The 13511-nt window shown below is 65.0% G+C and carries 14 protein-coding genes; 2 read left to right on the top strand and 12 right to left on the bottom strand.

The window, feature by feature from the left end; genetic code table 11:
• Positions 1-67: 67 nt before the first annotated feature.
• Positions 68-901 (bottom strand): LysR family transcriptional regulator, encoded by an 834-nt coding sequence (locus tag X265_RS15440; RefSeq protein WP_128965590.1) that lies wholly within the window; start codon positions 899-901, stop codon positions 68-70.
• Between the two features lie 123 nt (positions 902-1024).
• Here X265_RS15440 and X265_RS15435 point away from each other — a divergent pair, with 123 nt between their 5' ends.
• On the top strand, positions 1025-1618 hold the full coding sequence (locus tag X265_RS15435) for a cysteine hydrolase family protein (RefSeq protein WP_128965589.1): 594 nt from the start codon (positions 1025-1027) through the stop codon (positions 1616-1618).
• A gap of 12 nt (positions 1619-1630) precedes the next feature.
• A complete protein-coding gene (locus X265_RS15430) occupies positions 1631-2260 on the top strand; it encodes a glutathione binding-like protein (protein WP_128965588.1) in 630 nt (209 codons plus the stop codon).
• An 8-nt stretch (positions 2261-2268) separates the two neighbouring features.
• Here the strand turns inward: X265_RS15430 and X265_RS15425 are convergent, their stop codons facing one another.
• The 11 genes from X265_RS15425 to X265_RS15375 form a co-directional block, all read right to left on the bottom strand.
• Positions 2269-3360: a tlde1 domain-containing protein gene (locus X265_RS15425; RefSeq protein ID WP_164938606.1), complete on the bottom strand. Its 1092-nt coding sequence runs from the start codon at positions 3358-3360 to the stop codon at positions 2269-2271.
• 467 nt (positions 3361-3827) lie between these two features.
• Positions 3828-5333: a glycosyltransferase family 39 protein gene (locus tag X265_RS15420; RefSeq protein ID WP_128965586.1), complete on the bottom strand. Its 1506-nt coding sequence runs from the start codon at positions 5331-5333 to the stop codon at positions 3828-3830.
• 18 nt (positions 5334-5351) lie between these two features.
• Positions 5352-6479 (bottom strand): glycosyltransferase, encoded by a 1128-nt coding sequence (locus X265_RS15415; protein ID WP_128965585.1) that lies wholly within the window; start codon positions 6477-6479, stop codon positions 5352-5354.
• A 257-nt stretch (positions 6480-6736) separates the two neighbouring features.
• Positions 6737-6943 (bottom strand): hypothetical protein, encoded by a 207-nt coding sequence (locus tag X265_RS15410; protein ID WP_128965584.1) that lies wholly within the window; start codon positions 6941-6943, stop codon positions 6737-6739.
• 89 nt (positions 6944-7032) lie between these two features.
• Positions 7033-7413: a hypothetical protein gene (locus X265_RS15405; protein ID WP_128965583.1), complete on the bottom strand. Its 381-nt coding sequence runs from the start codon at positions 7411-7413 to the stop codon at positions 7033-7035.
• Between the two features lie 124 nt (positions 7414-7537).
• Complete coding sequence (locus tag X265_RS15400; protein WP_128965582.1) at positions 7538-8323, bottom strand: ABC transporter permease; 786 nt, start codon at positions 8321-8323, stop codon at positions 7538-7540.
• Complete coding sequence (locus X265_RS15395) at positions 8320-9132, bottom strand: ABC transporter permease (protein ID WP_128969279.1); 813 nt, start codon at positions 9130-9132, stop codon at positions 8320-8322. Before X265_RS15395 ends, X265_RS15400 begins: the two co-directional genes overlap by 4 nt.
• Before the next feature lie 148 nt (positions 9133-9280).
• Positions 9281-10327 (bottom strand): ABC transporter substrate-binding protein, encoded by a 1047-nt coding sequence (locus X265_RS15390; RefSeq protein ID WP_128965581.1) that lies wholly within the window; start codon positions 10325-10327, stop codon positions 9281-9283.
• 23 nt (positions 10328-10350) lie between these two features.
• Complete coding sequence (locus X265_RS15385) at positions 10351-11658, bottom strand: NAD(P)/FAD-dependent oxidoreductase (protein ID WP_164938604.1); 1308 nt, start codon at positions 11656-11658, stop codon at positions 10351-10353.
• A 17-nt stretch (positions 11659-11675) separates the two neighbouring features.
• Positions 11676-12392, bottom strand: a complete 717-nt coding sequence (locus X265_RS15380) for an HAD family hydrolase (protein ID WP_128965579.1) — start codon at positions 12390-12392, stop codon at positions 11676-11678.
• 30 nt (positions 12393-12422) lie between these two features.
• On the bottom strand, positions 12423-13502 hold the full coding sequence (locus tag X265_RS15375) for an ABC transporter ATP-binding protein (protein ID WP_164938603.1): 1080 nt from the start codon (positions 13500-13502) through the stop codon (positions 12423-12425).
• Between the last annotated feature and the right edge of the window lie 9 nt (positions 13503-13511).

Raw genomic sequence — 13511 nt, 5'->3', positions numbered from 1 at the left:
GAGGCGGGCACGCGTTCAGTGCAGGATGCGATTTTGACGAGAGTTGATGGCTGCCGGCAAAGAAGCATCACGCCCGCGCCATCTCCTGGAAACACGCCCTCACCCAGTCGATCGTCACGCGCGCTGCGGCGTCGCGCTTGAGGTGGTTTTGCACGAGCAGCCAGGCATCGCGCCGCTTCGGCAGCAGCGTGGCGCGCAGGCGGCGATCTGCGAGAAGATCCGCGCAAACATATTCCGGCAACACCCCGGCAGCGTGATGCGCGCGGATCAGATTGCGGATGACACGAACGTTGTCGGTAACGCAGCGCGCACGGGCCGTTTTGGTCCGCAGAAACTGCATCTCGGGGATGGCACCAAGCTCGTCCGGGTAGGCACAGAGCATCGGCTCGCCCTGGGTCGCAACAGGCTCGAAATAGTAGAGCTTGATGTCGCCCAGCCTCGAGATCGCGAAGTCGCCCTTCTCGGGCTTGCGCAGGCGAATGGCGAGATCGGCTTCCCAGCGCGAGAACCTGACGTTCCCGCTCGCGGTGAGGAATTGCAGCGTCAAGCCGGGATGGGCGCGCAGGAAATCGCTCGCGCGCGGCGACAGCACTTCTTCCGCGACCGTGTTGGTGGAGGCGATGCGCAGGCGTCCCACCGGACCCTCCACGCTCTCGCTGAGGCGACCGATCTCGGCGGCATGCGCCGCCATCGCCTCGACATGCGCCAGCACCGCCTCGCATTGCCGCGTCGGCCTGCGGGCGCCGTCGGCGGCCTCGAACAGACGCAGGCCGAGCGCGCGCTCGATGCGCGACAACCTGCGTCCGACCGTGGTCTCGTCGATGCGCAGCCGTGCGCTGGCGCCGGCATAGCTGCCCTCGTCCCTGACGGCGGCGATGATGCGCAGATCGTCCCAGTTCATGGGATGAGGCTACATGGGCCGCGAGGCGCCTGCAATATCGCAGCCGTCCGCTGCATTATCCCTGCATATCGGCAGGTTACGGCGGCGCTATGTTTGCTGGACCTCGACGGAGATTCCCAATCCATGACGACTGCCAAGACCCTGCTGCAGCTCGCCGGCGCCGACCTCACCCCGCCGCGACTTGCCGACGCCGCGCTGGTGCTGATCGACATCCAGAACGAATACCTCGCGGGCCCCCTGGCTCTGCCCGACGCCAGGCCCGCAATCGCGCGAGCAGCTAGGCTGCTGGCAAAGGCGCGAGCGGCAAACGCGCCGATCATCCATATCGCCCATCGCGGCAAGGCGGGCAGCCTGTTCGATCGCAGCGCCGAGCGCGGCGCGATCGTCGCCGAACTGATGCCGCATGCCGGCGAACCGGTGATCGAAAAGGAGTTGCCCAATTCCTTTGCCGGCACCGATCTCAAGGCCCGCCTTGCCGCGACCGACCGCAAGAACATCGTGCTGGCCGGCTTCATGACGCACATGTGCGTCAGCTCCACCGCGCGCGCAGCGCTCGACCTCGGCTTTCGCACGACCATCGATGCAGAATCCTGCGCGACGCGCGATCTTCCCGACGGGCGCGGCGGCAAGCTGGACGCCCGCACCATCCACGAGGTTGCACTCGCCGAACTCTCCGACCGCTTCGCGATCATCGCGCGCGGCGATGTGCTGACCTGACGGAGCAATGCGATGCTGCAACTCTATTTCTCGCCGATGGCCTGCTCGCTTTCGAGCCGGATCGCGTTGATGGAAGCTGGCCTCGAGGCGCGCTATCATCTGGTGCATCTCCGGACCAAGAAGGTCGCGGAGGACGAAGCGGATTTTCGCGGCGTTTCACCGAAGGGCGCGGTGCCCGTACTGGTGCTGGAGAACGGCGAGCGGCTGACGGAAAGCGCGGCGGTGCTGCAATACATTGCCGACCTGAAGCCCGAGCGCGGCCTGGCGCCGCAGCCGGGCGACGTCGATCGCTATCGCTTGCAGGAATGGCTGAGCTTCGTCGGCGCCGAGATCCACAAGGCCTTCCTGTTTCCGACCTTCTGGTACCAGGACGACGCCTCGCTCGCCAAGCCGCGCGGACGGATCGCGCAGACCTTGTCGGTGCCGTCAGCACATCTGGCGACGCGCGAATTCCTCGTGGGTGAACGCTTCACCGTCGCGGACGCGCATCTCGCCTGGGCTTTGCTGCTGCTGCGACCGGCCGGCGTCGACATCGCGCTATGGCCGCCGCTGGTGGCCTATCTCGAACGCATGCAGGCGCGTCCCGCCGTGCGGGACGCGATCGCGACCGAAATGGCGCTCCGCAAGACGATGGCGGCTTGACGCGCGGCTTACTCGACGCGCGCCAGCACGGCGAGCTTGCGGATGCCCTTGTTGCGATAGGCGTCGAGGAAGGCGTAATAGTCCTTGAACGACACGCAGCCGTTGGAATCGCCGTTCGGACCGAGCATGAAGGTGTGCGCCAGCAGGCCGTCGCGGCCGTAGATCGCGCTCTCGCCGCCGATCGGAGTGAGGCGTAGCGCCGGCACGCCGTGGAACAGCGCCTCGCGCGGCTTCAGATTGTAGATGTGCGGCGGGGTCACGCCGCGCATGCGGACTTTCGAGGAGCGCGGATCGTCGAGATTGGAGCCGAGGCCGGAATGCGCCTCGAGCTTGGTGCCATCAGGCAGGTAAACCGTCTTGGCGGTGATATCGTAGACCGCGGTGTCGCGCTCATAGGGCGGCGCGCCGCCGAACATCGGGTTCTGCTCCTTCGGCGCGATCGCCGAGGTCACGCTGGCATCGGCCGAAGCATAGGCCAGCAAACCGCCCGATGCCTCGCGCTTGCCCCAGAGCTTCTCCACCATCGACTGGCGCGGACCGGTGATCGACATCACCGCGGCCTTGGCGCGGTCGGCAAAGGATTTCGGCTTCGCGTCCGGCGCCGGCACGATCTGGGCCGGATCGGCCGATGCGAGCTGGACGCGCGCGTCGGCGCCGTGCTTGCCCTTCGCGACATCGGCGACCTTGTCGGCGACCCTCTCGGCCACCTTGGCCGGATTGAGCGGCTTCAGCACTTCGGCGACCTTCGCGACGACGGTCTGCTTCGCAGGGGCTTCGGCAACCTTGGTCGCAGGCGCCGCGCTGGCCGCATTGGACTCCACGCCCTGCGTCGCTGCCGCGGCAAAGCGCTCGTTGAACATCTCGCGGGAGATCGGTGCGGCCACCTGCAGCCGGTCGGGCAGCAGCGCAAAGGTTTCCCGGATGGCCTCGCCGGCCTCGCGCAGCGCGACCTTGGGCGCGCGCTTGACCACGGGCTCGTCGTAACCGGAGCTGCCGACGGTCGGATAGACGCTGGCGGCGAAGATGTTGGTGTAGACGGTCCAGCCGGCCAGCGCGACGCAGCCGATCACGGCAGCGCCGAGCACGTTTTGGGTGGTCATTTTCCGGGAAGACTTCCGATAGGAATGCTTCGAAGGATTCTTCGAAGGATTCTTGGGCTGCCGGGCCGCGTAACTCTGCGCAGCGATACTCGTACTCATTCGCCTTGCGTCCAGAACGGTGTCACTAAGTCCCCCCTCGAAGTGCCGCTCGTCACGATCCGGGAACAGCATCTCGCAGAGGGTCGGAGCGTCATTAAGGCGACTTTTAGTTAAATGCGGATTAAGTTCGGGCACTTGTAGGGCAAGTCGTTAACGCTGTGCCATTTCGAGAAAAACGTCCGCAGAACTACGGACTTAGGCGACGTTGTTAACCATCATTCCCGGCCGGTTCAGCACGCCTGGCGCACCTCTCCGACCGCATCTCTAAACGCACCAACCAAGTCATTTTCGTGGTCTTCAATACCCCGGATGATACCGGTGGAACGTTGCGCGAGGCTGGTGCGTCCGGCCCTCCGCAGCGGCGCGGCTTATGGCGCCAGCTCGGGCGGCGGCGAGCGGTCCAGCACGTCGCCCTTGGCGCCTTCGAGCAGGTCGATGCCGTAGGTCTCGACCACGAGTGGTCCGCGCTTACGCTGCAACTCGCCGACGCGCGTCACTTTCGCGAACAGCTCGTTCAGGAACGGATGGCCGTCGGGCCTGATCTCGTCGAGATAGAGCAGCTTGCCCGTAAGCAGGTTCGGATCGGGCTCGGGCATGTTGACCCAGCGGATCCGCTGGTTCTGCTGCACCACGCAGCTGCCGCGGGGCAGATAGAAGGCGAGCCAGCCGGTGGTGCCGTAATCAGGCGTGAGCACGCAGCTCGCGCCATAGCGCGCGCGTTCCGCTTCGATGCCGGCGGCAAGCTCGCGCCAACCTACCCCGACGCTGCGCACGGTCGCGTCGCGGCGATAGCCGGACAGCCAACCCGTATTGGCCTGCAGGATCAGCGCGGCAAACATCACGATGCCTGTCGGGGCCGCCCAGCGCAGGCAAAAGTCCACCAGGCGTCGCGCGCGCGGCTTCCACTGCGCAAGGTTGGCCGCGGCCGCAGCGGCGACGATGAAGGGCGGATAGACCGGCGCGAACCAGTTGGCCTCGACGCGGGCGTGCAGCGAATGCCAGACGAAATAGGCGACGATGGTCCAGAACATCGTCTCGATCAGCACGCGGGAGGCGAGCGCGCCGGCCCTGCGCCAGGTCAGCGCATGCAGCCCCATCGCGCCGAGGATGAACACCAGCGGCGTTGCGAATGCGATCTGCGTCGGGATCAGCTCGGCGATGTAGACCGGGCGGAAGTCTTCGATCTTCGCGCGGCCGAGCTGCTTGACGAACGACACCCAGTGATGATCGGCATTCCAGAGGATCACCGGCGAGAACAGCGCCAGCGCCACGAGGCCGCCGCGATAGGGCCAGGGCGAGAGGAACCAGCGCCGCAGCTTCGGCACGGAAGCGAGCCAGATCAGGATCGCGGCGCCAAAGAACATCGCGGTGTATTTCGACAGCAGCGCCGCGCCGACGGCGGCGCCGACCGCGAGCCACCAGACGCCGCGGCCGGTCTCCAGCACCTTGGCGAGGAAGAACAGCACGAAGCTGGAGGCCACCAGCAGCGGCGCATCCGGCGTGACGATCAATGTGCCGACCGAGGCCATCATGGTGACATTGAGCAGGATGGCGCTGGTCGCGGCCACGCGGGCGCCGCCGAACAGGATCGCGGCCGTGCGATAGATCGCATAGCTCATCGGCAGCGCGAGCAGGATCGAGACCAGGCGGACGCCGAGCTCGGTGTCGCCGGCGATCATGGTGCCGGCGCGAATGACGTAGGCCACCATCGGCGGGTGGTCGTAATACCCGCCCGCGAGGTTCTTCGACCACATCCAGTAATAGGCTTCGTCGAAGGTGATCGGCGTGAAGGCGGCCGCGACCAGCCGCAAGGCGACCAGCGCTAGGATCACCAGCGCCGTATTGCGGATGATCCGCGCGTCAGCCCCGCCCATATCCGAATCCTCGGCGCGCTATTTCTTGCGCCAGACGAACAGCCCGGACATCGCGTAATTCCACACCACGCCCATCAGCGCGCCGGCCATGCCGGCCAGCCACCAGATCGGCTCCTGGTCGTAGACCGAGAAGGCGACGCCGACATTGGCGAGCAGCCCGACGCTGCACACGATGTAGAACATGATCAGGCCGCGCAGGATCGCAAAGCCCTTCAGCCGCTGATCGCGATAGGTGAGGAAGTTGTTCATGATGAAGTTGCTGGTCATGGCGACGATGGCGCCGGCAGCCTGTGCCTCGGCGAACGGCACCTTGATCAGTTCGAGCGCGACGAACAACGTGGTGAGATGCACCACGAGGCCGATGCCGCCCACCATCGCGAACAGGATGAAGCGCAGCGAGACGACGTCGTTGGTGAGCTTGGCCAGCACGAGGCCGAGGAAGTCCAGCGCCACCATGGAATCGAGCTTGCTTTCGCCGTGCTGGCGGGCGCCGAACGTGTAGGGAATTTCGACGGCGCGCAAACTGCCATGCGCGGTCGCAACGAGATCGAGCAGGATCTTGAAGCCGTGCACCGACAGCTTCGGCGCCAACTGCTCGAAGCGGTCGCGGCGGACCATGAAGAAGCCGCTCATGGGGTCGGCGATCTCGACCCGCAGCATCTTCCTGGCGACCTCGGTCGCCAGCGCACTGGCCCCGGCGCGCTGCTTGTTGAAGCCTTCGCTCTTGTAGCCCTCGATGTAGCGGCTGCCGACGACGAGGTCGGCCTGATCGCTTGCGAGCAGGAGCAGCATCTTCGGCAGCTGGGTTTCGTCATGCTGGAGGTCGGCATCGATCACGGCGGCGTAAGGCGCGCTCGAGGCCAGGATGCCCTCGATGCAGGCGCCGGACAGGCCGCGACGGCCGATGCGGCGGATGCAGCGCACGCGGCTGTCCTTCAGCGCCAGCGCGCGCACCACGTCCCAGGTGCCATCGGGCGAATTGTCGTCGACGAACACGACCTCCCAGGCGACGTTGACAAGCGTCGCCTCCAGCCGCCGGTACAGCACGGTGACGTTGTCGCGCTCGTTGAAGGTCGGGACGATGACCGACAACTCCGGCCCCTCTTGAGCCTGGTTGTCGACGCCCGGTCTGATGGCTTCATTCATGACGGCAGCGTATATCCGCCGCGTCCTGCGCTGCCAAGTTCTTGCGCTGCCGAGCCGGGTTTTCCAGGGGAACGGCCCAGAAGCGGGCCTAAAATGCCAACGACCCCGGAACGGCGGACCGCGCGTACATCCGGCGCAGGCCCAAACTATTCCAAGGTCGTCCCGGCGCCGGAGCTTTTGGCTCAACGCCGCCGTTAGAAACCAGATGGGAACGAGGAAGCCGGTTTGCAAGGGGCCAAAACCGCCTTTTCCGGCCGTTACTGGTTCGGGACTTCCCGGATCACCGGGCCTCTCGGCGCAGGTGCCACAGGGGCTGCAGGCACCGCGGCGGCGGGCGCCGGCTCGGCCTTGACCGGCTTGGGGGGCTTGCCGTACTGGCCGATCGGCCCAAAGACGACGGCGACCGCAAGCACGATCGCCGCGACGATCGCGCCAAAAATGCCCCCCACCGACTCAGACGCCATGCCAGCCCGTCCCCGTTCCTGATAAGACCAATCATACCACGGAAGACTGCACGGCCGGAAGGGCTGCCGGCCTCCAGCGGTGTGGAGCCCTATTGCTGTGGCGGCCTGTGCTTGACGTAGGCCGTCACGATGTCCTTCTGCGCCGACTCCACCGCCCTGTTCGCGGTGGCAAGATGGGCCCCGGAATCGATGTTCGGATATTGTGAGGTGAGATAATCGAGCAGCGCCACCCGGTAATATTGCCGCTCCGAGAGGCAGGCTCCGGCAACCGAGCGGCTGAAATCCTGTTCCGACAGGCCCTGATTGCTGTCGCGCGCATATTCCCGCGCCAGGCAATGCCAATAGTCGTCGCGGCCCTGCATGGCGAGCTTCTGCGCACCCTTGGTGTCGTCATCTTCCGCCAGGGCAGAATGCGTCATGGCAGCAGATGTCATCACGACAAGCGCCGCTCCGAGCATCAGCATCCGCATCTTGTTCTCCTTCTTTTCTTTTGCTGCCGACAGTCTCCTCGAACGACAATAGCACTGCTTACGAGGTACAGAAAAACGTCAGGGCACGATCTGCGCGATCCTGGTATGACCCAAGTCAGGCGCGTCACGAGTTCCTCCGCTGCCGGGCGCTCGCCAGCAGGACCAGCATGAAGGAAGCCGCCGTCATCAGCGTTGAGATCGCGGCGATCGTGGGGTCGATCTCATCGCGGAGCGCCGTGAACATGCGCTTGGTCAGGGGCTGATACTGACCGCCGGAGATGAACAGCGCGACGATGGTCTCGTCCATCGCCGAGATGAACGCGAAGATGCCGCCCGCAACCACACTGGATTTGATCTGCGGCAGGGTCACCGCGAAAAAGCTGCGCAGGCGGTTCATGCCGAGGCTGCGCGCGACCATCTCCTGCGCGGCGTCGAAGCTTTGCAAGCCCGCCAGCACCGAGATCACGACATAGGGCAGCCCCAGCATCACGTTCGCCAGCACGAGGCCCGGCATGGTCGCGACCAGGCCGACCCTGGCATATACGAAGAAGATGCCGATCGCGGTGATGATGATCGGCACCACCAGCGGCAACAGCAGCGCCATGTGGATGATCCGCATGATCCGCAGTTTCGATTGACTGATGGCATAAGCCGCAGCCACGCCGCATGGGGTCGCGATCACCACGGTCAGGAACGCAACCGTCAGCGTCACCCGCGTTGCCTGCATCCAGGCCGGATTGGAGAAATAGGACTGATACCAGCGCAGCGACAGCGAGGGCGGCGGGAAGGTCAGGAAGCGCGCGCTGGAAAACGAGATCGGCGCGATGATCAGCACGGGCAGGATCAAATAGACCAGCACCAGCGCGCTGATCACGCAGAGAGCAATCCGGGCGGACGAGACGCGCATCATTTCTGCCCCAGCACACGATCGAGCGAAATGAAACGGCTGACGATGAAGAAGATCACCAGTACGCTGGCGAGCAGCACCACGGCGACCGCGCTGGCGGCGCCGAACTGGTTGTAGAGCTCGACATTGCGGCTCACCAGCATCGACACCATCACGGTGCGCCCGCCGCCGAGCAGCTCCGGCGTGATGTAGAAACCAAGACAGAGCACGAAGACCATGGTGCAGCCGGCGAGCACGCCCGGCAGCGACAGCGGCAGGAATACGCGAAAGAAAGTCAGCGATGGGCTCGCGCCCAGGCTGGCGCCGGCCTGCATCAGATCGCCAGGGATCTTCTGCATGGTGGCATAGAGCGGCAGCACCATGAATGGCAGCAGGATGTGCACGGTCGCGACCACCGTGCCGAGAGTGTTGTGGACTAGCGCGAGCGGTTCGGAGATCACATCGAGATAGCGCAGGAACTGGTTGATAACGCCGGTGCGCTGGAGCAGCGCCAGCCATGCATAGGCGCGCACCAGCACGGATGTCCAGAACGGCAGGACGACCAGCGACAGGATGAGAATGCTCCATCCCTTCGGCACTGAATTGGCCAGGTAGGCGACGGGATAGCCGAGCAGCAGTGCGATGACGGTGACCGCGAGGCTGATCTCGAACGTCAGCGCAAAGCTGCGCCAGTAGATGTCTTCGGTGAAGACGCGGCGATAATTCTCCAGCGTGAAACCGTCATGGTAGATCGACTGCCAGGCGAGCCAGCCGACCGGCAGCACGATCAGCGCCAGGATCACCAGCAGCGCCGGCGACACCAGGGCCAGCATCAGGCCGTGCTCGCGGCGCTGATGCTTTTGCGATGGATCCGGCACGGACATCGTCAACGCTGCCCCGGTGTCAGTTGCTGCACCTCCACCGCTCGCGGCGGAGGTGCAGCGTCGGCCTTGGTTCGACTTGCGCCCATCGCGACCTCCCTCATTTCTGCATGAAGGCTGCCCAACGCTTCTCGGCGGCCTCACCTGATGGCGAGGACCACCAGGCGTAGGACATCAGCGCCTGCTTGGCCGCATTCGCCGGCTCGCTTGGCAATTGCGCGGCCCGTTCGGGCTTGATGACGCTGGTCTCGAACGCCTTGGGGTTGCCCGGGCCGTAATCGATGTTGAGCGGCAGATTGGCCTGGTGCACGGGATCGACGGCTTCGTTGATGAACTTCACGGCCGTCTCCAGGTTCGGCGCGCCCTTGAGGATGCAGAGCGAAGTGCTCTGCAAGATGCCCTGGTTGTAGGTGAATGTGACCTTCGCGCCCTCCTTCGCGACGGCGCTGACGCGACCGTTCCAGGCCATCTCCATGTCGACCTCGCCGTCGTTGAGGAGCTGCGCCGACTGCGCGCCCGAGGTCCACCACACCGTAATGTTCGGCTTGATCTCCTCGAGCTTCTTGAAGGCGCGATCGACATCGAGCGGGTAGAGCTTGTCAGGCGCGACGCCGTCGGCCATCAACGCCGCCTCGAGGGTCGCGATCGGATGATTGCGCAGCGCGCGGCGGCCCGGGAATTTCTTGACGTCCCAGAAATCGGCCCAACTGTTCGGCCCGTCCTTCGGGAAGGTCTTCTGGCTGTAGGCCAGAACGCTGGAATAGAATTCGTAGGAGACCGAATAGGGACTGCGATAGGCCTCCGGCATGGCCGCGGCGTTCGGGATCTTGGAGAAGTCGAGCTTCTCGATCAGCCCCTGCTCTCCGCCGCGCAGGCAATAGCCGGTGGGCGTGTCGACCACGTCCCAGATCGGCTTGCCGCTGCCGACCTGGGTCTTGATCGCCGGCCAGGCGTCCGGAATGGAATCCTGGTTGATGGTGATGCCGAGCTTCTTGGCGGAGGGATCGAGAATCGCCACCGTCTGCGCCTGCTGATAGGCGCCGCCTTGAGAGACGAAAGTGATCTGCTCGGCGGCATCAGCCGCGCCGATCCATCCGATTGCGCCGACCAGCCCACAACCCAGTCCAACAGTCCGCCTCATATTCATCCTCGCCTCCTCCAAAGATATCTTTACCGACCGATCGCATCGAGAAACTGATACCAGCCGGCGACCATGCGCACGGCGGGCTCACGCAGCGGATAGAACGGAATTGCCTTCATGCGCCGCGCGTCCAGCAGGCCGACATTGGGCGTCTCGCCGCGCACGAAAGCGGCGAGATAGCGGCCCATCAGGCTCGACATCGCGACGCCGGCGCCGTTGTAGCCCACCGAGAACAGCGTGCGCTCGTCGAGCCGGCCGATATGCGGCACCGAGTCCAGCGTCATGGCAACGAGGCCCGACCATTTGTATTCGAGCGGGATGTCGGCGAGGTCAGGGAAGATGCCGACCATCGCCCTGCGCAAGGCATCGAAAGCGGATTGCGAGTCCTGCTTGCCGAAGGCGCCGCGGCCGCCGAAGATCACGCGGTTGTCGACCATGCGGAACCAGCGCATCATGCGCTTGGTCTCGGTATAGGTTCGCCCCGTCGGCATCAGCTTTCCGGCGAGATTGCGCGGCAGCTTCTCCGTGGCGACCATGGCGCTGCGGAACGGGATCAGGGTGCGTTGCAGATGTGCGGTGGCGCCGGTCAGATCCGAATAGCTGTTGGTAGCGATAATCGCCTGCTTGGCGCGCACCGCTCCTCGTGGCGTATCGGCGACGATACCCTCCTTCTCGCGCCGGAGCTTGACGACCGGCGACTCCTGGAAGATCGGCACGCCGCGGCGCGCCACGCCATCGGCAAGTCCCCGCAGATAGTTCAGCGGATGGATGCCGCCCGAGCCGGGATTGAGCACGCCGCCGACAAAGACGTCGGAGCCGGTTTCTTCGCGCACTCCGTGCTTGTCGAGGATGCGGACCTCGGCAGAGCCCATCTCGCGCGTCATCCAGTTGGCCTCGTCGATCGCGGCCTTCAGCGTCGTCTCGTTGTGGGCAGCCTTGACCTGGCCGGTGCGGGTGAGGTTTGCGCTGGCAATGCCGAATTCGGAGACGAGCTCCTCGACCATGTCGGTCGATTCATGCGCGATCTCGTACATGCGCTTTGCCATGGCGCGGCCGTGCATGGCGTCGATCTCGCGAAACGACAGGCGGAATTTTGCGGTGATCACGCCGCCATTGCGCCCGCTCGCGCCCCAGCCCGGGCGATTGGCCTCCAGCACGATAGGCAACAGGCCGCTCCTGGCGATGTGGTGTGCCGCGGAGAGCGCCGTGTAGCCGGCTCCGATGATCACCACGTCCGCCTGCAACTCACCCGACAGAACAGGGAATCCGCGGGCCGGCTCCGCCGTGGCTTCCCACAACGAATTGGCCGATGGCAGCGCGTTCCAGTCCCGTATCATGCCCGCGCTCACGGAACTTATGACGCAGGGCCAATGGCGGCGTCGGCAAGCGCCTTCAGCGTCGGATAATGGAAGTCCGGCTTGGTCAGGGTCTCCACGGCGGGAGTGCCGCCGAAGCCGGCAATGCCCTGGCGGCGCTCGATCCAGCACACCTTGTAGCCAAGTTTTCGCGCGATCCCGATGTCATGATACTGGCTCTGCGCCACGTGCAGGATCTCGGACTGCTTGTAGCCGAACGCGGATTGCCGGCCCTTGTTGTAGGCGAAGAATTCCGGATTGGGCTTCGCCACGCCAGTCTCGTCGGCGCAAACGGTGTCGTCGAACGGATTGCCGAGCGCATGCGCGTAGCAGGACAAGGCGACGCGGTCCGCGTTGGTCATCGCCACGAGACGGAATTTCGTCCGCAGACGCTTCAGCGCCTCGACCGAGTCGGAGAACGGTCCCCAGCGCAGCACCGAGAGCTGGAACACGTCGCAGGACGCATCGTCAGCCGGCAGTCCGAGCTCGCTGGCGAGATGGCGATAGACGTGGAACATCGCTTCGCTGGAGCGCTCGTAATGCCTGTCGCGGCCGCGCTTGTAGGGCTCGAAGATCTGCTCGTCGCTGAGCTCGGCCGCCTTCTTGCCCCCGATCTTGCGCACGGCTTCGAGCACGCCGGTTTCGAAATCGATCAAGGTGCCGACGACGTCGAAGGTGAGAACCTTGAAATTGCTGAACGCGGCTTGGGTCGACATGGGCTTCTTCTCTCAGGTTGCAACAAGGCTTCAGTCCACCCGGGGCACGACGATGGTGTCCTCGGGGTGAAGGGTGACGGTGAGACTGCCGCCGAGAGGCGGAATCCGGCTATAGGCTTGGTGATAGCTGGGCTGGCGCAGGCTGAGCGCGATGCCGTCGGCCAGCGCCAGGAAGATGCGCAGGCTCTCGCCCTGGTAGACGATGTCGGTGACCGTGCCGGTCAGGCGGTTGCAGGCGGCATCCTGCGCGCCATCATCGATAAGCAGCTTCTCGCTGTGCACGGCGAGCATCAGGGCGTCACCGTCAGGAATGGCGCGCGCGCTGCGCAGCAAGGCATTGCCGAGCGCCACGCTGGACGCATCGACGCGGCGGACCGGCAGCATTGTCGCTTCCCCGATGAAGCTGGCGACGAAGGAATCGGCGGGGTGATCGTGCAGTCGTTCGGGCTCGTCGATCTGGATCAGCCGGCCGTCCTTCATCACCGCGACGCGGTCGCTCATGGTCAGCGCCTCGCGCTGATCATGGGTGACGTATATGATGGTGGCCTGGATGCGCTTGTGCAGTGCGCGCAGCTCGATCTGCATGGATTCGCGCAGCTGTTTGTCGAGCGCGGAAAGCGGCTCGTCCATCAGGATCAGCCGCGGCTCGAAGATCATGGCGCGCGCCAGCGCCACGCGCTGGCGCTGGCCGCCGGAGAGCTGGGCGATGCCGCGCTCTTCGTAGCCGGCAAGGCCGACCATCGACAGCGCCGCGCGCACCTTGTCGGGCCATCTCGCTTTCGGCAAACGCCGTGCGCGCAAGGGAAAGGCGACATTCTCGCCGACGCTCATGTGCGGAAACAGCGCGTAGTTCTGGAAGACGACGCCGATGTCGCGCTTGTGCGGCGGCATGTACGTGACATCGCGGCCACCGAACAGGATCGTGCCTGACGTCGGCAGGATGAAGCCGCCCAGAATGCCGAGCAGGGTGGTCTTGCCGGAACCGGACGGACCGAGCAGCGAAACGAACTCACCGGCGGCAACGTTGAGGGACACGTGGTCGAGAGCGCGGACGGCGCCATAGGCCTTGCTCGCGGACCTGATCTCGACGCTTTCCGCTCGTTTGTCCAACGATCGCCC

This window comes from Bradyrhizobium guangdongense, assembly GCF_004114975.1.
In the GTDB taxonomy this organism is placed as follows: Bacteria; Pseudomonadota; Alphaproteobacteria; order Rhizobiales; family Xanthobacteraceae; genus Bradyrhizobium; species Bradyrhizobium guangdongense.
The sequence above is the reverse complement of the archived record's forward strand: the minus strand, read 5'-3'. Positions and strand labels throughout refer to the sequence as shown.